The organism is Nonomuraea sp. NPDC050790 (assembly GCF_044456745.1).
Taxonomy (GTDB): domain Bacteria; phylum Actinomycetota; class Actinomycetes; order Streptosporangiales; family Streptosporangiaceae; genus Nonomuraea.
In genome coordinates, this window is the sequence record NZ_JBITGF010000014.1 from 166,564 (window position 1) to 189,489 (window position 22,926).

Genomic DNA, 22,926 nt, shown 5'->3' on the forward strand with positions numbered 1-22,926 from the left:
TGCGCGGGCGTGCCTCAGTGAGGGCCTCCGGATGCGGACATGCCGCTGGTACGGCGGGGCGGTGGCCTGCCGTACGGAATGGGGGGATTGTCAGACGGCGGCGAGCTCGCGCGGCCGGGTGTCGGCCTCGTCCCACGCCAGCCGCTTGCGCAGGTGGACGGTGGTGCCCTGGCCCGGCGTGACGCCGAAGGAGATCTCGTCGACGACGGAGCGCATGATCAGCAGACCGCGCCCGTTCTCGGTCTCGGGTGGTGGGAAGTGCAGGGGCATCGAGGGCAGCCCGGCGCCGTTGTCGGCGACGCGGACGTCACAGCGGCCGTAGCCGATGGCGGCCGTGACCTCGTAGCGGTTGGCGGGACCCCCGTGCCGCACCGCGTTGGAACATGCCTCGGAGACGGCGAGCAACATGTCGGCGATGCAGCTTTCGCTCACGCTGAGTGAGCGCATAGCATCGCCGAGCACTCGCCTGACCATCGGTATGCCGATCGCATCCCGAGGCAGTGCCAACGAGAACTCAATATCCACCGGACCCCTCCCGGCGCCAGAACGTCACCTGGAGTAGGTTTCCCCGAGAAATCAGGGCTAACCGCAAAATCACGTTGTTGTTATTTAGTATTGGTAAGCCCGTGGGATTGTGGCACAGCAAAACCCGGCTTTAAGCCGCCAGGGGCAATTCTGGTGCCAAACGTACGCTTCTACCCCTCAACCCGCACGACGTAGTCCTCGATGACGGTGTTGGCCAGGAGCGTCTCGGCCATCTTTCGGACGTCCGCAAGTGCCGCCTCGTCGGCGGGGCCGTCCAGTTCGATCTCGAAGCGCTTGCCCTGACGGACCGCGGAGACCCCGGCGAAGCCGAGCCTAGGCAGGGCTCGGGCGATCGCCTGCCCCTGCGGGTCGAGAATCTCCGGCTTCAGCATGACGTCGACGATGACGCGCGCCACTTGGGTCCTCCTGGGATGGCGATGGTGGTCGGGTGCCGAGGGTCAAGCCTAGTGCCAGGCAGACCAGCGGAATCGCCGGGATGACGTAACGCACGTCGTAGGCGGCCAGGAAGGGCGGGGAGACGACCAGCGCGAGCGCCGCCACGCCGGGCAGCAGCGCGTCCCAGCGCCGCCGGACCAGCGCGGCGGCCAGCGCTCCGGCCAGGCCCAGCATCAGCACGGGGAAGGGCAGGTAGCCGAAGCGCTGGTAGGCGCGCAGCCAGCCGGCGAACGGCTCGACCACGCGGGTGGCGGCGGGGCCGTTCTCGTAGGACTCGGCGATCTCCTTCACCGAGCCGTTCAGCGGGCGCTCGGCGGCGGGGAACTTGTAGGGCGTCTTGTCGGTTACGGCGGTGCGCTCCCAGCGCAGCAACTGGGCGAGGTCGGTGGCCACCGCGCCGAGGTAGGAGCCGGGCTGGGCGAGGATGGCCTTCCTGGCGAACTCGCCCGCCAACTGGTTGCGGTGGGCCGAGCCCGGCACCTTGAGCAGCGGGGAGAAGCTCTCCCACAGCCAGTACGGCGGGTAGGGGCGCTGCTCGACCGGCATGTTCGGGCAGAGCACGGCCAGGCGTTCCGGCGGTCTGATCACCGCGCAGTCGGCGAAGCTCATGGTCCTGGACCACAGGAAGTTGCCGTCCGCCTCGGTCAGCGCGAACTTGCCCTTCTCGACCTTGGTCCAGGTGGCGTACGCGCCGAGCGGCACGATCCCGGCCACCAGGAGGGCCAGCAGGGGGCGCCAGCCGTACCGGCGGATGAGCAGGTAGACGGCGGTGAGCACGAGCAGCGGCAGGCCGACGGTGCGGGTGATGCCCGCCAGGCCGAGCAGCAGCCCGCCCACGGCGGCGGTGGCGGGGGTGACCCGCCAGACGATGAGCGTGATCGCGCCGCAGACCAGCACGATGAAGGCGAGGTCGGCCATGATCATGTGTTCCAGCAGGACCATGAACTCGTCGAAGAGGATCGGCGTGACCAGCAAAGCCGCGCCCCAGCCCGGCAGGCCGCGGCGGCGCAGCAGCAGGTAGATGCCGACCGCGAGGGCCAGGCCGAGCAGGTGTTGCAGGACGGTGATCAGCGTGAGGCTGTGCGCGGGGCGCAGCAGCGCCAGCAGCAGGGAGTAGCCGGACGGGCGGGTGGTGCCGGGGGCGAGCTCCTCACGCAGGAAGGCGAAGGAGTCGCCGAAGAACAGCAGCGACGGGGGGTAGCCCAGGACGGCCAGCAGGCGCAGCGCGATGGCGGGGACCAGGGCGATGATCAGAGCGCGGTGTGCTGACAAGGGAACTTCGCTTCCTCGGGAGACCGCGATCCAGGTTAATAGGAAATGTCACCATCCCGATCGCCAGGCAGGTCAGCGGCATTGCGGTCAGCACGTAGCGGACGTCGTAGCCGCTCACGAACGGCGGCAGGGCCACCAGCACCACGGCCGCCAGCCCCGGCAGCAGCGCCTCGGGCCGCCGCCTGACCGCCGCGGCCGCCAGTGAGCCGAGCAGACCCAGCGTGAGCAGCGGATACGGCAGGTAGCCGAAGCGCTGGTAGGCGCGCAGCCAGCCGGCGTAGGGCTCGACGAGGCGGGTGCCCACGGGGCCGCGCTCGTAGATTCCGGGCGCGCGGTCCTTCACCGGGCGCTCCTCGCGCGGGAACTGGTACGGGTTGCGCTTGCCGGGCACCACCCGCGCCGAGGTGCGCTCCCAGCGCAGCAATTCGCCGAGGTCCCTGCCCACGGCCGCCAGGTACGCCCCCGGCTGGGCCACGATCGCCTCGCGGGCGAAGCGCCCGGCGACCGCGTTGCGTTCCTTGACCGGGATCCGGTTGAGCGTCCCGCCCCACATCCAGAACGGCGGCGCCGCCCGCTCCCCGGCGGGCTGGGTGGGGCAGAGCCGGGTGTCGGCGGGCCTGATCACCCGGCAGTCGGCGAAGGTCATCGTCCTTGACCAGAGGAACATGCCGTCCGCCCTGGTCAGGGATGGTGAGCCGGTCTCGGCGAAGGCCCAGGCGGAATAGGCGAGCAGCGGCGCCAGCCCGGCCGCCGCCAGCCGCAGCACCGGCCGCCGGCCCGCCCTGCGCAGCGCCAGGTAGGCCACGCCCAGGACGAGCACCGGCAGGCCGATCGTCCTGGTGAGCGCGGCGGCCGCCAGGAGCAGGCCGGCGGTGCCGTACCGGCCGGTGAGCAGGGCGAGCACCCCGCCCGTCACCAGCGCGGCGAACAGCGCGTCGGCCATCACCATGTGCTCCATGAGGATGAGGAACTCGTCGAACAGCAGCGGGCCGACCACCAGCGTGGCTCCCCACCCGGGCAGACCGCGGCGGCGTAGTAATGCATAGACCGAAACCGCCAGCGCGAGCCCGAGCAGGTGCTGGACGGCGGTCACCAGGGCCAGGCTGTGCACGGGGCGCAACAGATGCAGGAAGATGGAGTAACCCGCAGGTCGGAACGTTCCAGGGACAGGCTCGCGGAGGTAGGTGAAGGAGTCGGCGAAGAACAGCAGGGCCGGGGGATATCCGGCCATGGTCAGCACGCGCAGAACCACGGCGGGCACCAGTGCCGCGACCAGAAACCGGTGGTTTCCGGGCAGCACAAAGAGACGTGACAGCGATATCACGCAGGCTCCTTTGGCGGTCGTTTACCCCTTCTTGCCGTCTGTTGTCGAAAGGGTTCACGCCCGTTACGTGGGGAACGGGGACGACATGGGGCTTGCGCGAAGGGCTGTGGCCTCTGCCACCATGTCCCCATATGTGGACGAACCACCACCAAGTGGTTCGGACGCCCAGAAGGCCGGCCGCCGGTGGCAACCCCACCCACCCCGGCCCCGGACTGCACAGGAGCGGCCATGAGCGAGCTTGTCGAGGTCATCGATAGACGCAGCACGTTGGTCACGAGCCGGACGAAGGAGGTCTCGTGACCGTCGACGCCTCTCGTGGTGCCGAGGCACCCCCGGAGCTCGTCCAGTTGCTCACCCCCGAGGGAGAGCGCGTCGAGCACCCCGACTACGACATCGACCTGACGCCTGAGGAGATCAGGTCGCTCTACCGCGACCTCGTGCTGGTACGCCGGATCGACCTGGGCGCGGTCGCGTTGCAGCGTCAGGGCGAGCTGGGCATCTGGGCGTCGCTGCTCGGCCAGGAGGCCGCCCAGATCGGGTCAGGACGGGCGCTCACCGACGCCGACATGGCCTTCCCGACCTACCGTGAGCACGGCGTGGCCTGGTGCCGCGACGTCGACCCGGTCAAGCTGCTCGGCCTGTTCCGCGGCGTCAACCACGGCGGCTGGGACCCCGCCGAGCACAACTTCCACCTCTACACGATCGTGATCGGCAGCCAGACGCTCCACGCGGTCGGCTACGCCATGGGCATGCAGCGCGACGGCGGCGACGGCGCGGCGATCGTCTACTTCGGCGACGGCGCCTCCTCCCAGGGCGACGTCAACGAGTCGTTCGTCTGGGCCAGCGTCTTCAACGCCCCGGTCGTCTTCTTCTGCCAGAACAACCAGTGGGCCATCTCCGAGCCGATCGAGAAGCAGAGCCGCATCCCGCTCTACCGGCGGGCCTCCGGCTTCGGCTTCCCCGGCATCCGGGTGGACGGCAACGACGTCTTCGCCTGCCTGGCGGTCACCCGCAAGGCGCTGGCCGACGCGCGCAGCGGCCAGGGGCCGACGCTGGTCGAGGCGTTCACGTACCGCATGGGCGCCCACACCACCACCGACGACCCCACCCGCTACCGGGTCGCCTCCGAGCTGGAAGCCTGGAAGCTCAAGGACCCGATCGAGCGGGTCAAGGCGTACCTGTTCAAGCAGGAGCTGGCCGACCAGGCGTTCTTCGACGCCATCGACGCCGAGGCCGAGCAGCTCGGCGCCGACGTGCGCAGGCGCTGCCTGGAGATGCCCGACCCCGAGCCGCTCGACATCTTCGACCACGTCTACCGCGAGCCGCACGCCCTGATCGACGAGGAGCGCGCCCAGTTCGCCGCCTACCTGGAAGGGTTCGAGAAGTGAGTGTGCTCAGCCTGTCCAAGGCGCTCAACGAGGGCATGCGCAAGGCCATGGAGGACGACCCCAAGGTCCTCATCATGGGCGAGGACGTCGGCAAGCTCGGCGGCGTCTTCCGCGTCACCGACGGCCTGCAGAAGGACTTCGGCGACGACCGCGTCATCGACACCCCGCTCGCCGAGTCCGGCATCATCGGCACCGCCATCGGCCTGGCGCTGCGCGGCTTCCGCCCGGTGTGCGAGATCCAGTTCGACGGCTTCGTTTTCCCGGCCGCCGACCAGATCATCACCCAGCTCGCCAAGATGCCCATGCGCTCGCTCGGGGCGATCAAGCTGCCGATCGTGGTCCGCATCCCGTGCGGCGGCGGCATCGGCGCCGTCGAGCACCACAGCGAGTCGCCGGAGTCGTACTTCACCCACACCGCCGGGCTGCGCGTCGTCGCCTGCTCCAACCCGCTCGACGCCTACTCGATGATCCAGCAGGCCATCCACAGCGACGACCCGGTCATCTTCTTCGAGCCCAAGCGCCGCTACTGGGAGAAGGCCGAGATCGACACCACCACCACCGACTGGTGGACCCCCTTCGACCAGGCCTCCGTGGTACGGCAGGGCACCGACCTCACGCTCGTCGCCTACGGCCCCATGGTCAAGACGTGCCTGGAGGCCGCCGCCGCGGCCGCCGAGGAGGGCCGCTCCCTGGAGGTCGTCGACCTGCGCTCGCTCAACCCCCTGGACACCCCGCGCCTCATGGACTCGGTGCGCAGGACCGGCCGGGTCGTCATCGTGCACGAGGCGCCCGTCTACAGCGGCTTCGGCGCCGAGCTCGCCGCCCGGATCACCGAGCAGTGCTTCTACCATCTGGAGGCGCCGGTCCTGCGGGTCGGCGGCTTCTCCACCCCCTACCCGCCGTCGAAGCTCGAAGAGCACTACCTGCCCGACCTGGACAGGGTGCTCGACGCCGTCGACCGCGCCTACGCCTACTGAGAGGGGGACCCGTCATGCGACGCGAGTTCAAGCTCCCCGACGTCGGCGAGGGACTGACCGAGGCGGAGATCGTCCGGTGGAAGGTGAAGGCGGGCGACGCGGTCAAGGTGGACCAGATCGTCGTCGAGATCGAGACCGCCAAGTCCATCGTGGAGCTGCCCATCCCGTGGGACGGGGTGGTCGCCGACCTGATGGCCGAGGAGGGGCAGACCGTCGACGTGGGCGTGCCCATCATCGCCGTCGACACGGGCACGGGCACGGGCACGGGCACGGACGCGGGTTCGGGCGCGGGTTCGGGCGCGGGCTCGGGCGTGGGCGCCGACACGGCCACGGGCGCCGGCGCCGGTACGACCGCCGACCAGGCCGCGGGGACTGTGGCGGACGCCGGGGACGCGGGGAACGCCGGGAACGCCGAGGACGCGGAGCAGCGTGCGGAGGCCCTGGCCGACGACATGGTGCCCAGGCCCCCCGCGGAGGGGGCCGTGGAGCCGGGCGCCCACGGGAGCCCGGCGCCCAAGGAGGAGCGCCAGGCCGTCCTGGTGGGCTACGGCGTCAAGACCGGCGCCGCCAAACGCCGCCCGCGCAAGCAGCAGCCCGCCGGCACCACGCCCCCAAGCCAAGCCGCCGCCCCAGCCACAGCCACAGCTCGGCCCCAGGCCCAGCCCCAAGCTCAGGCCCAGCCCCAAGCTCAGGCCCAGGCTCAGGCCCAGGCTTCTGCGGCTTCTGTGGCGAATCCGGACCGTACCGAGGTCACCGGACCGCCGGCGGCCGAGGGCACCGCGCGGGTCGCCGTGCTGGCCAAGCCGCCGGTGCGCAAGCTCGCCAAGGACCTGGGCGTCGACCTCACCACCCTGAACGGCACCGGCCCCCAGGGCTCGATCACCAGGGAGGACATCCACGCCGCCGCGCAGGGCGGTCAGGAGGTCGTGGAGCGGCCGGCCGTACAGGAGGAAGAGCGCATTCCGATCAAGGGCGTGCGCAAGATGACCGCGCAGGCCATGGTGGCCAGTGCGTTCACCGCCCCGCACGTCACCGAGTTCCTGCAGCTCGACGTGACCGCGACCATGGACGCGGTCAAACGGCTGCGCGCGGTGCCGGACTTCGCCGAGGTCAAGGTCTCGCCGCTGCTGCTGGTGGCCAAGGCGGTGCTGGTGGCCGCCCGGCGCTACCCCATGATCAACTCGACCTGGGACGAGCAGGCGCAGGAGATCGTGGTCAAGCACTACGTGAACCTCGGGATCGCCGCCGCCACCCCGCGCGGCCTGGTGGTGCCGAACGTCAAGTCGGCCCACACGCTGTCGCTGCCCGAACTGGCCGAGGCGCTCGGAAAGCTCACCGAGACGGCCAGGGCGGGCAGGACGCAGCCCGCGGAGATGTCCGGCGGCACGTTCACGATCACCAACGTGGGCGTGTTCGGCGTCGACACCGGCACTCCGATCATCAACCCGGGCGAGTCGGCGATCCTCGCGTTCGGCCAGGTGCGGGACATGCCGTGGGTGGTGGACGGCGAGCTGGCGGTGCGCAAGGTGACGACGCTGGCGCTGTCGTTCGACCACCGGATCATCGACGGCGAGCTGGGCTCGCTGTTCCTGCGTGACGTGGGCGCGATGCTGGAGGACCCGCTGCGGATGCTCGCCTGGAGCTGACGCCACGCGGCAGGCCGCCACCCGCGACGGGTGGCGGCCTGTTGTGTTCTGTGGCTTCAAGGGGATTTACGAGATCCGATTTGGTTGTTAAGAAGGTTTATTAACAAACGGACTCATCCCAGCGGGGTGCCCATGGCCCGATTACTCGTCGCGTTGTCGCTGCTCATGGCCGCTTTCGGAATCACGCTCCCGGCCCATGCCGAGGCGCCGTCGGTGACGGCGCTGCCCGGCTACAAGATCCAGTCCTCGGCCAGGGTGAGCGATTCCGGTGCCGCCATCTCCACCCCGGGGTACGCCGCCACCGGCTGGTACCCCGTCGGCCCGCGCTCCACGGTCCTCGCCGGCCTCCTGGAGAACGGCGTCTACCCCGACCCGTTCTACTCCACGAACATGCAGTCCATCCCCACCGCCGACTTCGACGTGGCGTGGTGGTACCGGGCCGACTTCACGCTCGGCGCCGAGAGCGGGATGCGCACGCTGCTCGACTTCAGCGGGGTGATCTCCGGCGCCGACGTCTGGGTCAACGGCGCCCAGGTGGTCAGCGGCGCGGCCGGCGCGTACACGCGGCACGAGCGCGACATCACCCCCCAGGTACGCGCGGGCGTCAACTCCATCGCCTTCCGGATCAACCCCAACAACCCGAACAGCCACCTCACGATCGGCTGGATCGATTGGGTGCAGTTGCCCCGCGACGACAACATGGGCATCTTCCGCGACGTGCTGATCAAGCGCACCGGCGCGGTCTCGCTCAACAACCCGCACGTGATCACGAACCTCGCCGTGCCCGCCATGGACCGCGCCGACCTGACGATCAAGGCCGACGTGCGCAACCACACCGCGAGCCCGGTGACCACCACGGTCAGGGGCACGATCGGCGCGCTCACGTTCAGCCAGGACGTCACCCTGGCCGCGGGCGAGACCAGGCGTGTCTCGTTCGCCCAGACGATGACCGATCCGCGGGTCTGGTGGCCGCACACGATGGGCGGTCAGCCCCTCTACGACCTCGGCCTCACCGCGACCGTCGGCGGCGTCACCAGCGACACCGTCAGCGAGCGCTTCGGCGTGCGCAAGGTCGAGTCGGCCAAGAACGCCTCGGGCCGCCGCTACTACAAGATCAACGGTCGGAACCTGCTCATCAGGGGCGGCGGCTGGTCGCCCGACATCTTCCTGCGGCCCAGGCTCGGCTACCTCGAGGACAAGCTCCGCTACGTCAAGGACCTCGGCCTCAACACGATCAGGGTCGAGGGCCACCTGGAGGGCGACGAGCTCTACGACCTGGCCGACGAGCACGGCATCCTGACCCTGCCCGGCTGGGAGTGCTGCAACAAGTGGGAGGGCTCCTTCGCCGCCGCCGACTACCCGATCGCCAAGGCGTCGATGGTGGCCGAGGCCGTCAGGCTGCGCAACCACCCGAGCGTGATCTCCTTCCTCATCGGCTCGGACAACCCGCCGCCCGCCCAGAAGGAGACCGGCTACCTGGAGGCTCTGCAGAGCGCCGAGTGGCAGCTCCCGATCGTCCCGGTGGCCAGCGACAAGTCCAGCCCGCAACTGGGCAACTCGGGCATGAAGATGCCGGGGCCGTACGACTGGGTGCCGCCGAACTACTGGTACAACAAGCGCGAGGGCGGCGCGTTCGGCTTCAACTCCGAGACCAGCGCCGGACCCGACGTCCCGACGCTCGACTCGCTCAAGCGCATGATGACCCCGGCCCAGATCGACTCGCTCTGGCAGAACCCGGGCGCCACGCAGTACCACCGCTCGCCCTCCAGCACCTTCAACAACCTGTCGATCTACCACAACGCCCTCAGAGGCAGGTACGGCGTGCCCTCCGGCCGCGAGGACTACGTGAAGAAGGCCCAGCTCGCCCAGTACGAGGCGGTCAGGGCCCAGTTCGAGGCGTACGGCCGCAACTTCACCGACTCCGCCAACCCCTCCACCGGCGTCATCTACTGGATGCTCAACAGCGGCTGGTCCTCGCTGCACTGGCAGCTCTTCGACCACTACCTCGACCAGGGCGGCTCCTACTGGGGCGCGCGCGAGGCCAACAAGCCGCTGCACGTCCAGTACTCCTACGACGACGACTCGGTCGTCGTGGTCAACTCCACGGTGAACCCCGCCCAGAACCTCCAGGTCAAGGCCGACGTCTTCAACCTCGACGGCACCCAGAAGCACTCCGGCGCCGCCACCGTCGACGTCCCCGCCGACGGCGGCAAGGCGACCGCGCTCACGATCCCGTCCATCTCCGGCCTCAGCTCGACCTACCTGGTACGGCTGACGCTCCACCGCGACGGCCGGGAGATCGACCGCAACGTCTACTGGCTGTCCACCTCCGACGACGTCATCAACTGGTCGGGCAACACCTGGTACTACGTCCCGACCTCCAGCTACGCCAACCTGACCGGCCTGAACTCGATGCCCAGGACCTCCCTGAGCGTCAGCGCGACGGCCGGCACGGTGACGATCACCAACACCGGCACGGCCCCAGCGCTGTACCTGGACGTCAGGATGGTCGACGCGGCCGGCACGCCGGTCCTGCCCATCACCTGGTCCGACAACGCGATCAGCCTGTGGCCGGGCGAGTCGAGGACGCTGACCGCGAGCGGCACCGGCGCGAACGCCAGGGTCTCGGGCTGGAACACCGCCACGGTCACGGTCCCGACCGGGCCGCCGGACGTCGAGCGGCCCACCCCGCCGGGGAACCTGCGCGTCACCGGCACGACGTCGTCGTCGGTCTCCCTGGCCTGGGATCCGGCGACCGACAACGTCGGCGTCGTGGGCTACGACGTCCAGGGCGGCCCGTCGGTGACCGGCACCACCGCCACCGTCTCCGGGCTGCGGCCGGGCACGCCGTACACCTTCACGGTCCGCGCCCGCGACGCGGCGGGCCTGGTCTCCGAGCCGTCCAACGAGGTCCAGGCCACCACCGGCAGCGGCCCGGCCGAGCACCAGGCGGAGGACGCCACCATCTCCCAGGGCGTGGTCGAGTCGAACCACGCGGGCTTCACCGGCACGGGCTTCGTCAACATGGACAACGTGGTCGGCTCGTACGTGGAGTGGACCGTGGACGCCGCCGCCGCGGGCCCGGCGAACCTGGAGATCCGCCACGCGAACGGCACGACGGTCAACCGCCCGCTGAACGTCAACGGGACCGTGGTCGACTTCCCCGGCACCGGCGCCTGGACGACCTGGCAGACCAGGACGGTGCCGATCCAGCTCCAGGCGGGCGTCAACAGGATCAGGGTCACCTCGACCACGGCCAACGGCGGCCCGAACCTCGACCGCCTGATCGTGGCGCCCCGGCCGCCCGGTTCGGACCACCAGGCCGAGGACGCCGTGATCTCGCAGGGAGTTGTCGAGTCGAACCACGCCGGCTTCACCGGCACCGGCTTCGTCAACTATGACAACGTGACCGGCTCCTACGTCGAGTGGACGGTCACCGCCGCCGCGGCCGGCACCGTGAACGCGGTGATCCGCTTCGCCAACGGCACGACGGTCAACCGCCCGCTGAACGTCAACGGGACCGTGGTCGACTTCCCCGGCACCGGCGCCTGGACCACGTGGCAGACCAGGACGGTGCCGATCCAGCTCCAGGCGGGCGTCAACAGGATCAGGGCCACCGCCACCACCGCGAACGGAGGACCCAACGTGGACCGGTTGTCGATCGGCCCCTAGGCTGACCGGCATGATCCGTCACATCGTGCTGCTGACCTGGTCAGAAGAGGCCACCGACGCCCAGAAGGCCGCCGTGGCCGAGGGACTGGCGGCGCTGCCCGGGGCGATCCCGGAGCTGCGCCGCTACGAACTCGGCACCGACCTCGGCCTGGGCACGGGCAACTCCGACTTCGCGGTCCTGGCCGAGTTCGACTCGGTCGCCGACTACGAGGTCTACCGTGACCACCCCGTGCACCAGGCCGTGATCGCCGAGCGCATCAAGCCGATCCTCGCCGCGCGCGCCGCCCTGCAGGTCGAGTTCTAGACCTCCGGGGGGTTGTTCTCCCGGTGCATCAGCCGGTCCTCGGAGGTACGGCCCCGCTTGGGCGCCAGCACGATGCTCAGCACCACCCCGACCCCGCCGACGATCATGAAGATCAGGCCGATGACGTCCATGCGCACGGCGTTGCCGAACACGTTGGGATCGATGGCGAATCTCAGGATCGCGCCAAGCGTGAGGAAGAAGATACTGACCCCGACACCCATGGCGACCTCCGGAGGGAATGAGCGCGTACGCAGTCGGTCATACCCGAGTATGAGTGATCGTCACGCGAGGCACGTAAGTGGCCGCCCGCCGTTGTAGGTGATCATGTCCATGACGGCGGCCACGATGTCGATCTGTCCGCCCCTGGGCAGGCCGTCCAGTTCGGCGTAGGCGCGGTGGAGGTTGCCGACGAGGCGTTCGGGGTCGAGGAGTTCCGCCCACGGCCCCAGGTCGGTCTCCCTGGCCGCCTCCAGCGGCGTCAGCCCGGCCGCCCTGCCCTGTTCTGCGGTGGCCAGCATGAACCGCGCGTACTCCTGGACCCGGTCGATCACCTCCGGTCCGCACGGCTCGCCGTGCCCGGGGACGATCGTCCGCGCGCCGAGTTCCCTGATCTGGTCGAGCACCTCGATCGACCCGGCCACCGAGCCCGTCAGCAGGAACGGCGTGCCGCCGTTGAACAGCAGGTCGCCGGAGAACAGGACCCGGCGCTCCGGTATCCACACGTACACGTCGTTCGTGGTGTGTGCCGGCGTGCCCGGGTGCCGGACCTCGCACCGCAGTTCGTCCACATAAATCGTGATCTGGTCGGTGAAGGTGAGGAACGGGGGCACCGCCTCCAGGTCGCCCCACTCCACCGCGGACCAGGCGGACCGGTAGTCGGGGATGCCCTCCGCCAGGATCATCTGCCTGGCCAGCTCGTGGCCGACGATCGTGGCCTCGGGGAAGAGGTAGTTACCGAAGGTGTGGTCGCCGTGGTAGTGGGTGTTGACCAGGGTCGTGACGGGCCGGTCGGTGACCCGCGCCACCGCCTCGCGCAGCGCCCTGGTCCGCCGTTCCGTGGCGCAGGCGTCGATGCTGACGACGCCGCGCCGTCCGGCGAGGAACCCCGCGTTGTTGATCCACCAGCTCCCGTCGGGCTGGACGTAGGCGTAGACGCCGTCCGAGACCTCCTGCGCACGGGCCGGAGGCAGGGGGTGATCGTGCCGCGATGAGCTCATGGGCCCGACGGTAGACCGCCCGCCGGGCGGGGGCGAGCGGTCTTTGCCGATCCGTCAGAAGGCCTCTTCTGGAAGCTCCATCAGCTCCAGGCCGGTCGCGTCGAGGATGCGCCGCTCGGCGGCGATCCGCGGCAGGACGGTTCCGGCGAAGAAGGAGGCCGCGCCGACCTTGCCCTGGTAGAAGGCGTCCTCGCCCTCCGACAGGCGGGTCAGCGCCACCTCCGCCTGGCGCAGCAGCAGCCAGCCGATGACGAGGTCGCCGAGGGCCAGCAGGAACCTGGTGGTGTTCAGGCCGACCTTGTAGACCTCGTTCGGCGCCTCCAGCGAGCCCAGCGCCCAGCCGGCCATCTTGTCGCCCATGGCCTTGACCTCGGCGGCGGCCTCGGCGAGCAGCTTGCGCTCCTCCTTCAGGCGGCCGTTGCCGGCGTCGGAGGCGGCGAAGGCGTTGATCTCGGCCAGCAGGGAGCCCACGGCGGCGCCCTGGTTGCGCAGGATCTTGCGGAAGAACAGGTCGAGGCCCTGGATCGCGGTGGTGCCCTCGTACAGGGAGTCGATCTTGGCGTCCCTGATGTACTGCTCGATGGGGTAGTCCTGGAGGTAGCCGGAGCCGCCCAGGGTCTGCAGCGAGCGGGAGAGCAGCTCGTAGGAGCGCTCCGAGCCGACGCCCTTCACGACCGGGAGGAGCAGGTCGTTCATGGCGTGCGCGGCCTGGTCGTCCGGGTTGATCTGGATGGCGTCCTGGAAGGTCGCGGTGTACAGGACCAGCGCGCGCATGCCCTCGGCGTAGGACTTCTGCAGCATGAGCTCGCGGCGTACGTCGGGGTGGTGGGTGATGGAGACGCGCGGGGCGCTCTTGTCGGCCATCTTGGTCAGGTCGGCGCCCTGGAGGCGGGACTTGGCGTACTCCAGCGCGTTCAGGTAGCCGGTGGACAGCGTGGCGATGGCCTTGGTGCCGACCATCATGCGGGCGTGCTCGATGACCATGAACATCTGCTTGATGCCCTCGTGCACGTCGCCGACCAGCGTTCCGACGGCCGGGTGCTTGTCGCCGAAGGTGAGCTCGCAGGTCGTGGAGACCTTGAGTCCCATCTTCTTCTCGACGTTGGTGACGTAGGCGCCGTTGCGCTCGCCGATCTCGCCGGTGTCCAGGTTCACGTGGTACTTGGGGACCAGGAACATCGACAGGCCCTTGGTGCCGGGGCCGTGGCCCTCGGGGCGGGCCAGCACGAGGTGGAAGATGTTCTCCGACATGTCGTGCTCGGCGCTGGTGATGAAGCGCTTGACGCCCTCGATGTGCCAGGTGCCGTCGGGCTGCTGGACCGCCTTGGCCCGGCCGGCGCCGACGTCGGAACCGGCGTCGGGCTCGGTGAGCACCATGGTGGCGCCCCAGTTGCGCTCGATGGCCAGTTCGGCGAAGCGCTTCTGGTCGGTGGTGCCGGTCTTCCACAGGGTGTAGGCGAAGTTGGGGCCGGCGGCGTACATGTACAGTGCCGGGTTGGCGCCCAGGATCATCTCGGCCGTCGCCCACGCCAGGCTGCGCGGGACACCGGGTCCGCCCAGGTCAACGGGCAGGTCGAGATGCGCCCAGCCACCGTCCACGAGCGCCTTGTAGGACTTCTTCACGCCCTCGGAGACGGTCACGGTGCTCGTGGCGGGGTCGAAGACCGGCGGGGTGCGGTCGCCCTCCTCGAACGAGTCGGCAAGGACGGTCGTGGACAGGCGGTTGACCTCGGCGAGAATGCTCCGGGCGACGTCCTCGTCGACCTCCGCGTACGGCCCGGCGCCGAGGATGTCGCCGCGACCGAACACCTCGAAGAGGTTGAACTCCAGGTCGCGCACGTTGCTCTTGTAGTGGCCCATGGCTGCTGATCTCCTTGAACCGCGGCGTTAGTCTACTGGCCAGTAACCTTACTAGCTATGCTACCCGCGGGTAACCACTGGTATGCGTGGCATGCTCGTCTGCATGGACGCCGAAGAACTCTCCGCCCTGTGGCGGGAGCGCCTGGGTTCGTGGGCCATTCCTCCGGAAATCCTGGAGAAGGCCCCGGCCGATCCTTGGGGTCACCACCCGGCCAGGTTCGCCGCGCTCACCGACCGCGCGCTGGCCGAGCCCGACCGCGGCCCGACGATGACGCGGCTGGCCGAGGCGCTGCCCGACGGCGGCACCGTCCTGGACGTCGGCTCGGGCGCCGGCGCCGCCTCGCTGCCGCTGCACGAGCACCTGGGCACAGTGATCGCCGTGGACACCTCGCCCGAGATGCTCGCCGCGCTCGGGCCCAGAGCCGACAAGCTCGGCGTTGAGGTCGTCACGATCGAGGGCCGCTGGCCCGACGTGGCCCCCGAGGTGCCCGTCGCCGACGTGGCTGTGGCCGCCCACGTCGTCTACAACGTGCCCGATCTCACCGGATTCCTCCGCGAGCTCGACGCCCACGCCCGCCGCCGCGTCGTGCTCGAACTCACCCACCGCCACCCGATGAGCTGGCTGGCCCCGCTGTGGGAGCACTTCCACGGCGTCCGCCGCCCCGTGCGGCCCGTCGCGGAGGACGTCGTGGCGCTGGCCGCGGCGATGGGCTTCGACGTGCGGGTGGAGGAGCGCGAGTCACCCCTTGACCGCTTCGGCACGCTGGAGGAACTGGCCGCCTCCGCCTGCCATCGCATCTGCCTCGACCCCGGCCGCGCGCCGGAGGTGGCCGAGACCGTGATGGAGCTCGGCATGTGGCCCGTGCCCCGGGACCGCTGGGTCACGATCTGGTGGGAATGCCCGGAGGGCGCCCGCCGTTAGACGGGATGAGCGACAAGCTCCCGGACGAGACGCGCCGTACCCGGTTCGCCAAGACGACGCACGACATTGTCGACTCGTTCGCAAGGGAGTGCATCGTCATGGCGTGGATCCTGCTCGTCATCGCCGGAGCCCTGGAAGTGGTGATGGCCCTGTCGCTCAAGATGAGCAACGGGCTGTCGCAGCTCTGGTGGAGCGTCTCGTTCCTGGTCTTCGCGGTCCTGAGCTTCGGACTGCTGTCCTACAGCCTCAAGTCGCTCGAGGTCGGCACCGCCTACGCGGTCTGGACCGGCATCGGCGCCGTGGGCACCGCGATCGTGGGCATGGTCGCCATGGGGGACAACGTGTCGGTCGTCCGGGTCGCCAGCATCGCGTTCATCGTCGTCGGCATCGTCGGACTCAACCTGGCGGGCGGCGCCGCCCACTGACCCCCCTTCACGGACTTGGCCGTGCGGTCTGTTCCCCTGCCGCACGGCCGCATAACCGGCTTGACGGTTTTGGTGGTGTTCGATTGGCTGGGGTGCATGATTGAGATCCATGCCATCACCATCGACTCGGCCAACCCCTACGAGCTGGCCGCCTGGTGGTCCGAGGCCACCGGCCTGCCGCTCGGCGAAGGCGACGTCCCCGGCGACGACGAAGTGATGTTGCGCACCAAACAGGACCCCTACCTGCTGTTCGTCAAGGTCCCCGAGGGCAAGACGGTCAAGAACCGCATCCACTTCGACGTCAACGGCACCGAGGGCCGCACCCGCGACCAGGAGGTCGAGCGCCTCGTCGGCCTCGGCGCAACGATCGCCGCCGACCGCCGCACCGCGGACGGCCCCGGCTGGGTCGTCATGCGCGATCCCGAGGGCAACGAGTTCGACGTCTGCAGAAGCCAGGCCGAGAGAGGCTTGCCCGAATAAAGTTCGGTCGATCACACTGGGCGGATGAGCGAGCCAAGCGCGTCCGCGCGCATCGAGATCGCCGCCCCCGCACAGCGGGTCTACGAGATCGTCACCGACCTCGCCAACCTCGGCGCGTGGAACGCCGAGTGCCGTAAGGCCCGCTGGGTCGGCGAGGTCAAGGAGCCCAGAAGGGGCGCGCGCTTCGTCGGCGGCAACCGCAACGGCGCCCGCCGCTGGTCCACGAGCTGCACCGTCACCGCCGCGGAACCCGGCCGCGCCTTCGCCTATCACGTGCGCGCCGGGGGCGTGCTCGACGTGGCCGTCTGGCGCTTCGACCTGACCCCGACCGACGAGGGCTGCCTGGTCGAGCAGAAGACGTGGGACACCCGCGGCCCGTTCGTACGGGTCGTCACCGGCTGGGCCACCAACGTCCCCGACCGGGCCCGCCACAACGCCGCGAACATGGCCACGACGCTGGAGAACCTCAAGCGCGTGGCGGAGCGCCGATGAAGGCGGTCGTCTGCACCGAGTACGGCAAGCCCGTCGAGATCGTCGAGACCCCCGACCCCGTCCCAGGACCCGGGCAGGTGCTCATCGAGGTCGAGGCGGCCGGCGTGAACTTCGTCGACGGGCTCATGGTCCGCGGCGGCTACCAGATCAGGCCGCCGCTGCCGTTCACACCCGGGTACGAGGTGGCCGGCCGGCTGCCCGACGGCACGCGGGTGCTGGCCGTCACCGGGCTCGGCGGGTTCGCCAGCCACGTGGTGGTGCACGCGGCGCAGGCCGTACCTCTGCCTGATCATTTGGACGCCGCGCGAGCGGCGGCCTTCGCGCAGAGCTACTGCACGGCGCTGTTCGCGCTGCGGGAGCGGGCGGGGCTGCGGCCGGGTGAGCGCGTGCTGGTGCTGGGCGCGGGCGGCGGGGTCGGGCTGGCCGCGGTTCAGGTGGCCAAGGCCATGGGGGCCGAGGTGCTGGCGGCGGCGTCGAGCGCGGACAAGCGCGCGGCGGCGACAGGGGCCGGGGCGGACGAGGCCGTCGGCTACGACGACCTCAAGGCCACGGCGCGCGCCTGGGGGGTGGACGTGGCGGTCGATCCTGTCGGCGGCGCGCTGTCGGAGCAGGCCCTGCGCGCGCTGCGCGAACGGGGGCGGCTGCTGGTGGTGGGGTTCGCCTCCGGTGAGATCCCCCGGCTTCCCGCCAACCAGGTGCTGCTGCGCAGCCGGTCGGTCGTGGGCCTCGACTGGGGTGCGTGGTCCATGACCCATGCGGCGGAGAACCGGGCGATGCTGGAGGAACTGCTGGCCATGCCGGGCATCGATCCGGTGGCGCCGCATGTGCGGCCACTGGAGGAGGCGGGGCGGGCCATGGCGGATCTGGTGGAGCGGCGGGTCACTGGGAAGATCGTGCTCGCCCCTGCATGACGAACGTCAGGACGGCGGCGATCAGGTAGACCAGGGCACCGTGCCACAGCGCGTCCCAGGCGGCGCCGAAGACGCCCTCGCCGTCGAGGACGAGTTGCACCGGGTAGTCCAGGACGGCCGAAATGCCGGCCGGAAGCAGTGCGAACTTCCACGGGTGCTTCAGCGACCACTGCCTGGCCTGGCGGGTGACCCGGTCGCTGACGTCCGGGTTCGCGACCGCGCCGATGGCGGCGATCAGCGCGAACAGGTTGATGCCGAGGCCGAGCGCCCAGGACATGTCGTCGAAACCGGAGAACACCCAGGCCAGAGCGGCGACGGCGCCACCACCGACCACGGCGGCCTTCCAAGGGGCGCCGCGGAGGGCGGCGCCGGAGAGCGACATCTCGTCGCGGCGGCTGATTTCGTTCATGGCCTCAGGTTGCCCTTTCGCTGCCCTTGTTCACATCGGGGATGGACCCTGACCCGTCCCTGACATGATGCGGACATGCCTGAATTCACCATTGAACGCCTGACCACGGCCGACGCCGAGCGCCTGCGTGAGGTGCGGCTGCGCGCGCTCACCGACGCCCCCGACGCGTTCGGCTCCACCTATGAACGTGAGGCCGCCTTCCCCATGGAGACGTGGGCGGATCGCCTGGCCAACCCCGACGCCGCGTACTTCGCCGCCACGTCCGGCGGTGAGATCCACGGGATGGTCTGCGGCCTGGCCGAGCGGCCGGAACAGGTGCACCTGCTGTCCATGTGGGTCGCCCCCGAGGCCAGGGGCGCCAAGGTGGGCTCGCGGCTGGTGGACGAGGTGGTCGCCTGGGCGCGCGGCAGGCAGGCCCAGGAGGTCGAGCTCTGGGCGGTCGACGTGAACGCCGCCGCCCGTGGCCTGTACGCGGCCAAGGGCTTCCTGCCCACGGGCGAGGTCATGGCGCTGCCGTCCAACCCGGCGCTGCTGGACTCCCAGTACGTGCTGTCGCTGGTCTTCCGGGCGGCACGGGCCGAGGACGTGCCCGCGGTGGTGGCCCTCATCGCCGACGACGCGGTCGCAGCCCTGCGCACCGGCGCGTACGGCCCCGCCCACGAGGCCGCCTTCGCCGCCATCCAGGCCGACCCCAACAACGAGCTGATCGTGGCCGAGCTGAAGGGCGAGATCGTCGGCACGATGCAGCTCACCTACATCCCCGGCATCTCCCGCAACGGCGCCACCCGCCTCCAGGTCGAGGCGGTACGCGTCGCGGCCCACCTGCGCGGCCAGGGATGGGGCCGCAGGATGATGGAGTGGGCGCACGCCAAGGGCCGGGCACGCGGCTGCGTGATGGTGCAGCTCACCTCGGACAAGCAGCGCGAGGACGCGCACCGCTTCTACCGCTCGCTCGGCTACTCCCAGTCCCACGAGGGGTTCAAGCTGCCGCTCACACCGGGGTGAGCTCGACGACGTTGTCGTGGTAGACCGCGCCCCTGCCCATGTCGGCGTCGCGCTCGTCCACCACGGCGTTCACGTTGGCCGCGCCGGGCGAGAACTTCGGCCAGTGACCCTTGGGCGAGGCCACGACCCCCGCGGCCACCCGGTCGCTGATCTCCACGTCGGCCAGGAACTCCCCGTTGGCGTTGTGCACGCGTACCCGCTGGCCGTGGCTCAGCCCGCGCGCCGCCGCGTCGGCGGCGTTGACCAGGACCACGGGGTCCTTCGCCCGCCTGCGCAGTTCGGGGTTGTTGCCGAAGACCGTGTTGAGGAACGTGTGGGCGGCCGGGGTGATCAGCGTCAGCCCGTCCCTGCCCGCCGAGTCCGGCGGCGTGTACGCCTTGCCGGGCGGCGGGAAGCGCAGCCGTCCTGACCGGGTCGGGAAGCCGTCGGCGAAGGGCGCGAAGGGCTTGGGGTAGCTCATCCGCATCCATCCCTCCTTGCGCAGCCGGTCGAGCGTGATGCCCTCCAGCGACGGGTGCCCGCTCGACAGCAGTTGCCCGGCCAGCTCCAGGTCCGTGTCGAACAACGACGGCTCGGTCATGCCCATGCGCTCGGCCAGCCGCCGGAAGGTCTCCGTCGTGGACAGGCACTCGCCGGGCGGCGCGACCGCGGGCTCGTTCCACATCAGGTAGAGGTGGCCGTACCCGGCGTGCAGGTCCATGTGCTCGGTCTGCATGGTCGTGGGCAGCACGATGTCGGCGTGGTCGGCGGTGTCGGTCGGGAACTGCTCCACGACCACGGTGAACAGGTCCTCGCGCAGCATCTCGCGGCGGATCCTGTTGGTGTCGGAGGTCGAGGCGAGCGGGTTGGCGCCGTAGACGAACAGGCACTTCACCGACGGCAGCTCGGCGGCCAGCCGGGTCATGGGCAGCGTGCGCACCGGCTCGGCCAGCAGGTCCTCGCGGGTGTCGATGGTGAAGCGCACGTGGTCGCTGGTCGAGTACGCCACGCCGCCGCCCGGGTGACGCCAGTCGCCGGTCACGCCGGGGATGGCGGTGATGGTGCGCATGGCCGTACCGCCGCCGGCGTGGCGCTGGATGCCCATCGTGGCGCGGATCGCGGTCGGGCGGGTGTGGGCGAGCCTCATCCCCAGGCTGTGGACGGACGCGGCGGGGATGCCGGTGATCTCGGCCACGCGTTCCACCGGATATTCCAGGATTTCTGCGCGGAAGTCATCCCAGCCCTCGGTGTGCGCGGCCAGGTACTCCTCGTCCTGCCCGCCCTCGGCCAGCACCACGTTGAGCAGGCCCAGCGCCAGCGCGGCGTCCGTGCCCGGCCGGATCGCGAGGTGCTCGTCGGCCTGGTCGGCGGTGCGCGTCCTGATCGGGTCGATCGCCACCACGTGCGCGCCGTCGGCCCGCGCGTCCTGGATGAACTTCCACAGGTGGTGCCCGCTGGTCAGCGTGTTGGTGCCCCAGAGCAGGATCAGCTTGGCCTGCGCGAGGTTCTCCGGGTCCATGCCGCCCGCGGTGCCGTTGGCCCGCCGTAGCCCGGCCGAGCCCGCGGAGGAGCAGATGTTGAGCCAGTGCCGGGAGGCGCCCAGCATGTTCCAGAACCGCCGCCCGGCCACGCCCTCGCACCCTTGCAGGTAACCGAGCGACCCGGTGCCGTTGTAGGGCCAGATCGCCTCGCCGCCGTGCTCGTCGACGATGGCGCGCAGCCGGGTGGCGATCTCGTCGAGCGCCTCGTCCCAGCTGATCCGCTCGAACTGCCCCGACCCTTTTGGCCCGGTACGGCGCAGCGGATACAGGATCCGGTCGGCCGCCTGGGTGTGCTCCAGATACCGGTTGACCTTCACGCAGAGGGCGCCCCGCGTGTACGGCTGGTCGGGATTGCCGCGCATCTTGACGGCCTTGCCGTCCTCGACGGTGACGACCCAGGAGCACGTGTCAGGGCAGTCCAGCGGACATGCCCCCAAAACCTGCAGATTTCCCGACATAAAGTACAGCTTACGAAAGAGCGCCCCGGGATCACCCGAGGCGCTCCGTCGTCGTCAGCTCGTCGCCGCGGGCACCTCGTCGTGGTGAGCGGTGGCGGCCATCCGCGCCGCGGGCGGCGTGTGCGGCGCCCCCGGCTTGTGGATGGCGTCCAGCGCCGCCTTGCTGTAGGTGTACTTGCCCGCCAGGGCCGCGATCGCGTCGGAGTTCACGTCCAGCGCGGTCTCGTCGACGTTCCCGATCCCGTCGCACTCGCTGTGGTAGCACGGGTCGTACGGCTCGCCCGCCGTACCGCCGAAGAGCTTGGCCTCTTCCTCGGTCTTCTTCTTCTCGGCCCCGGTGAACAGTCCGCCGCCGGCGATCCCGGCGTCGATGAACGCCTTGTAGTCCGAGCGCCCGTCGAACTCGCTCGGCTTGAACGGCAGGCCGCGCCCGCCGTAGAAGCCCTGGAAGTCCTTCTCCAGTTGCGCCGAACCGGCAGGCCCCGGCACCCCGAACGCATCGCCGTCACCGTCGTAGATGTGGTACGCGAAGTTCGGCGAGCCGATCATGTCGTAGTTCAGGTAGAGCCCGATCGCGTTCTTCTCCTCCTGCGACAGCGACTCGACGTAGTGCTTCGACCCGAGCAGCCCGAACTCCTCCGCGCCCCAGAACCCGAACCGCACCTTGTTGGCCGGCTGGAACCTGGCCATCCGCAGCGCGACCTCCAGCACGCCCGCCGTGCCCGAGCCGTTGTCGTTGATGCCCGGACCCTCCTGGACGCTGTCCAGGTGGGCGCCCATCATCACCACGTTGTCGGCCCGGCCGCCGCGCGACTCGGCGATCACGTTGTAGGTGGTGCGCTTCTCGACGATCGGGTCCCAGTTCAGCTTGACGCTCGCGCCGGGCGTCGAGGCCAGGTCGGAGCCCACGGCGAAGCTCGTGAAGAACGACGGGATGGTGATCGACGGGTCGCTCAGCGCCGGGTTGAGGTCCACGTCGGTGCGGCCGGGCTGGCCCTCGTTGAAGACGATCACCGCGCTGGCCCCGGCGTCCTGGGCGTTCTTCGCCTTGACCCCGAAGTTGCAGGTGCCGCGCTGCATGAGCGCCACGTTGCCCTTGACGAACCCGGTGAAGTCGCCCGGTTCGCAGCCCGAGGTGGACGACGGCTGCGGCGCGGGCGGCAGCACCAGGTCCACGGCCTGGAGCTGGCCGGTGGCCCCGCCGGCGGGGGAGTCGCCCATCGCGACGTAGTCGCTGAAGAAGCCGTTCTTGTACGCCTTCGGGCTGGGCGAGAGCCGTTCGAGCACGGGCTTGGTCTTGTAGCCGTCGAAGGTGAACTCGAACGGCTGGACCGTCACCTTGTAGCCGACGGCCCGCAGCAGCGTGGCCACGTAGTCACGCGACAGGTCGTAGCCGCGGCTGCTGGAGACGCGGGTGCCGCCGCCGGCCTTGGCGAGCAGGTCGAGCACGCGCAGGTGGCGTTCGACGTTCTTGCCCTTGACGGCCTGGACGAGCTGGCGGGACGGATCGCGGCCGTGGTCGGCGTGGGCGGGAGCGGTCAGGGCAAGGGGGGTGACGAGTGCGAGCGCGGCCGCACCCAGCACGCCTGCGGACAGGCGACGACGCATAAGGCTCCTCGGTGAAAAGTGCAGCTATTCCCCCCGATAGCGTGAAAAATATGCT

General features: G+C 70.1%; 21 protein-coding genes and 1 riboswitch. Of the genes, 11 read left to right on the top strand and 10 right to left on the bottom strand.

Annotated features, from left to right (window positions below):
- Window positions 1-90: 90 nt before the first annotated feature.
- The 4 genes from ACIBEJ_RS47060 to ACIBEJ_RS47075 form a co-directional block, all read right to left on the bottom strand.
- On the bottom strand, window positions 91-474 hold the full coding sequence (locus tag ACIBEJ_RS47060; protein WP_397189551.1) for an ATP-binding protein: 384 nt from the start codon (window positions 472-474) through the stop codon (window positions 91-93).
- Between the two features lie 221 nt (window positions 475-695).
- Window positions 696-941, bottom strand: a complete 246-nt coding sequence (purS, locus tag ACIBEJ_RS47065; RefSeq protein ID WP_379613994.1) for a phosphoribosylformylglycinamidine synthase subunit PurS — start codon at window positions 939-941, stop codon at window positions 696-698.
- Entirely contained in the window at window positions 859-2,235 is a 1,377-nt protein-coding gene (locus tag ACIBEJ_RS47070) for a hypothetical protein (protein ID WP_397189552.1), read from the bottom strand. The genes purS and ACIBEJ_RS47070 overlap by 83 nt, the downstream gene beginning before the upstream one ends.
- Window positions 2,132-3,505, bottom strand: coding sequence for a hypothetical protein (locus tag ACIBEJ_RS47075; RefSeq protein WP_397189525.1), 1,374 nt, complete (start codon window positions 3,503-3,505; stop codon window positions 2,132-2,134). The genes ACIBEJ_RS47070 and ACIBEJ_RS47075 overlap by 104 nt, the downstream gene beginning before the upstream one ends.
- A gap of 368 nt (window positions 3,506-3,873) precedes the next feature.
- Between ACIBEJ_RS47075 and pdhA the strand changes: the two genes are divergently transcribed.
- From pdhA to ACIBEJ_RS47100, 5 genes are all read left to right on the top strand, one after another.
- Window positions 3,874-4,965, top strand: a complete 1,092-nt coding sequence (pdhA, locus tag ACIBEJ_RS47080; protein WP_397189526.1) for a pyruvate dehydrogenase (acetyl-transferring) E1 component subunit alpha — start codon at window positions 3,874-3,876, stop codon at window positions 4,963-4,965.
- Window positions 4,962-5,942, top strand: a complete 981-nt coding sequence (locus ACIBEJ_RS47085) for an alpha-ketoacid dehydrogenase subunit beta (RefSeq protein ID WP_397189527.1) — start codon at window positions 4,962-4,964, stop codon at window positions 5,940-5,942. The genes pdhA and ACIBEJ_RS47085 overlap by 4 nt, the downstream gene beginning before the upstream one ends.
- A 14-nt stretch (window positions 5,943-5,956) precedes the next feature.
- A complete protein-coding gene (locus ACIBEJ_RS47090) occupies window positions 5,957-7,588 on the top strand; it encodes a dihydrolipoamide acetyltransferase family protein (RefSeq protein ID WP_397189528.1) in 1,632 nt (543 codons plus the stop codon).
- Between the two features lie 132 nt (window positions 7,589-7,720).
- Window positions 7,721-11,260: a glycosyl hydrolase 2 galactose-binding domain-containing protein gene (locus ACIBEJ_RS47095; RefSeq protein WP_397189529.1), complete on the top strand. Its 3,540-nt coding sequence runs from the start codon at window positions 7,721-7,723 to the stop codon at window positions 11,258-11,260.
- A 10-nt stretch (window positions 11,261-11,270) separates the two neighbouring features.
- On the top strand, window positions 11,271-11,564 hold the full coding sequence (locus ACIBEJ_RS47100) for a Dabb family protein (RefSeq protein ID WP_397189530.1): 294 nt from the start codon (window positions 11,271-11,273) through the stop codon (window positions 11,562-11,564).
- On the opposite strand, the gene ACIBEJ_RS47105 is transcribed toward ACIBEJ_RS47100, so the two are convergent.
- From ACIBEJ_RS47105 to ACIBEJ_RS47115, 3 genes are read right to left on the bottom strand one after another with little or no spacing between them, the layout of a single operon-like run.
- Window positions 11,561-11,785, bottom strand: coding sequence for a hypothetical protein (locus ACIBEJ_RS47105; protein ID WP_397189531.1), 225 nt, complete (start codon window positions 11,783-11,785; stop codon window positions 11,561-11,563). The genes ACIBEJ_RS47100 and ACIBEJ_RS47105 overlap by 4 nt on opposite strands.
- A 60-nt stretch (window positions 11,786-11,845) precedes the next feature.
- Window positions 11,846-12,781, bottom strand: a complete 936-nt coding sequence (locus ACIBEJ_RS47110; protein ID WP_397189532.1) for an MBL fold metallo-hydrolase — start codon at window positions 12,779-12,781, stop codon at window positions 11,846-11,848.
- A gap of 54 nt (window positions 12,782-12,835) precedes the next feature.
- On the bottom strand, window positions 12,836-14,641 hold the full coding sequence (locus ACIBEJ_RS47115) for an acyl-CoA dehydrogenase (RefSeq protein WP_397189533.1): 1,806 nt from the start codon (window positions 14,639-14,641) through the stop codon (window positions 12,836-12,838).
- Window positions 14,642-14,744: 103 nt separating this feature from the next.
- On the opposite strand from ACIBEJ_RS47115, the gene ACIBEJ_RS47120 reads away from it, so the two are divergent.
- The 5 genes from ACIBEJ_RS47120 to ACIBEJ_RS47140 all read left to right on the top strand — a co-directional run bounded on the left by ACIBEJ_RS47120 (window position 14,745) and on the right by ACIBEJ_RS47140 (window position 17,871).
- A complete protein-coding gene (locus tag ACIBEJ_RS47120) occupies window positions 14,745-15,563 on the top strand; it encodes a class I SAM-dependent methyltransferase (RefSeq protein WP_397189534.1) in 819 nt (272 codons plus the stop codon).
- 4 nt (window positions 15,564-15,567) lie between these two features.
- Window positions 15,568-15,626: riboswitch (guanidine-III (ykkC-III) riboswitch) on the top strand.
- 35 nt (window positions 15,627-15,661) lie between these two features.
- Window positions 15,662-15,988: a DMT family transporter gene (locus tag ACIBEJ_RS47125; RefSeq protein ID WP_397189535.1), complete on the top strand. Its 327-nt coding sequence runs from the start codon at window positions 15,662-15,664 to the stop codon at window positions 15,986-15,988.
- Between the two features lie 96 nt (window positions 15,989-16,084).
- Entirely contained in the window at window positions 16,085-16,468 is a 384-nt protein-coding gene (locus ACIBEJ_RS47130; RefSeq protein ID WP_397189536.1) for a VOC family protein, read from the top strand.
- Between the two features lie 24 nt (window positions 16,469-16,492).
- A complete protein-coding gene (locus ACIBEJ_RS47135) occupies window positions 16,493-16,960 on the top strand; it encodes an SRPBCC family protein (protein ID WP_397189537.1) in 468 nt (155 codons plus the stop codon).
- Window positions 16,957-17,871: an NADPH:quinone oxidoreductase family protein gene (locus ACIBEJ_RS47140; protein WP_397189538.1), complete on the top strand. Its 915-nt coding sequence runs from the start codon at window positions 16,957-16,959 to the stop codon at window positions 17,869-17,871. The genes ACIBEJ_RS47135 and ACIBEJ_RS47140 overlap by 4 nt, the downstream gene beginning before the upstream one ends.
- On the opposite strand, the gene ACIBEJ_RS47145 is transcribed toward ACIBEJ_RS47140, so the two are convergent.
- Window positions 17,840-18,280: a hypothetical protein gene (locus ACIBEJ_RS47145; protein ID WP_397189539.1), complete on the bottom strand. Its 441-nt coding sequence runs from the start codon at window positions 18,278-18,280 to the stop codon at window positions 17,840-17,842. The two genes, ACIBEJ_RS47140 and ACIBEJ_RS47145, sit on opposite strands and share 32 nt — an antisense overlap.
- Window positions 18,281-18,355: 75 nt before the next feature.
- Between ACIBEJ_RS47145 and ACIBEJ_RS47150 the strand changes: the two genes are divergently transcribed.
- Window positions 18,356-19,285, top strand: a complete 930-nt coding sequence (locus ACIBEJ_RS47150; RefSeq protein WP_397189540.1) for a GNAT family N-acetyltransferase — start codon at window positions 18,356-18,358, stop codon at window positions 19,283-19,285.
- On the opposite strand, the gene ACIBEJ_RS47155 is transcribed toward ACIBEJ_RS47150, so the two are convergent.
- On the bottom strand, window positions 19,272-21,263 hold the full coding sequence (locus ACIBEJ_RS47155; protein ID WP_397189541.1) for a molybdopterin-dependent oxidoreductase: 1,992 nt from the start codon (window positions 21,261-21,263) through the stop codon (window positions 19,272-19,274). The two genes, ACIBEJ_RS47150 and ACIBEJ_RS47155, sit on opposite strands and share 14 nt — an antisense overlap.
- A 54-nt stretch (window positions 21,264-21,317) precedes the next feature.
- The gene (locus ACIBEJ_RS47160) at window positions 21,318-22,871 is read right to left on the bottom strand and encodes a M20/M25/M40 family metallo-hydrolase (RefSeq protein WP_397189542.1); all 1,554 of its coding nucleotides are present in this window, start codon (window positions 22,869-22,871) and stop codon (window positions 21,318-21,320) included.
- Between the last annotated feature and the right edge of the window lie 55 nt (window positions 22,872-22,926).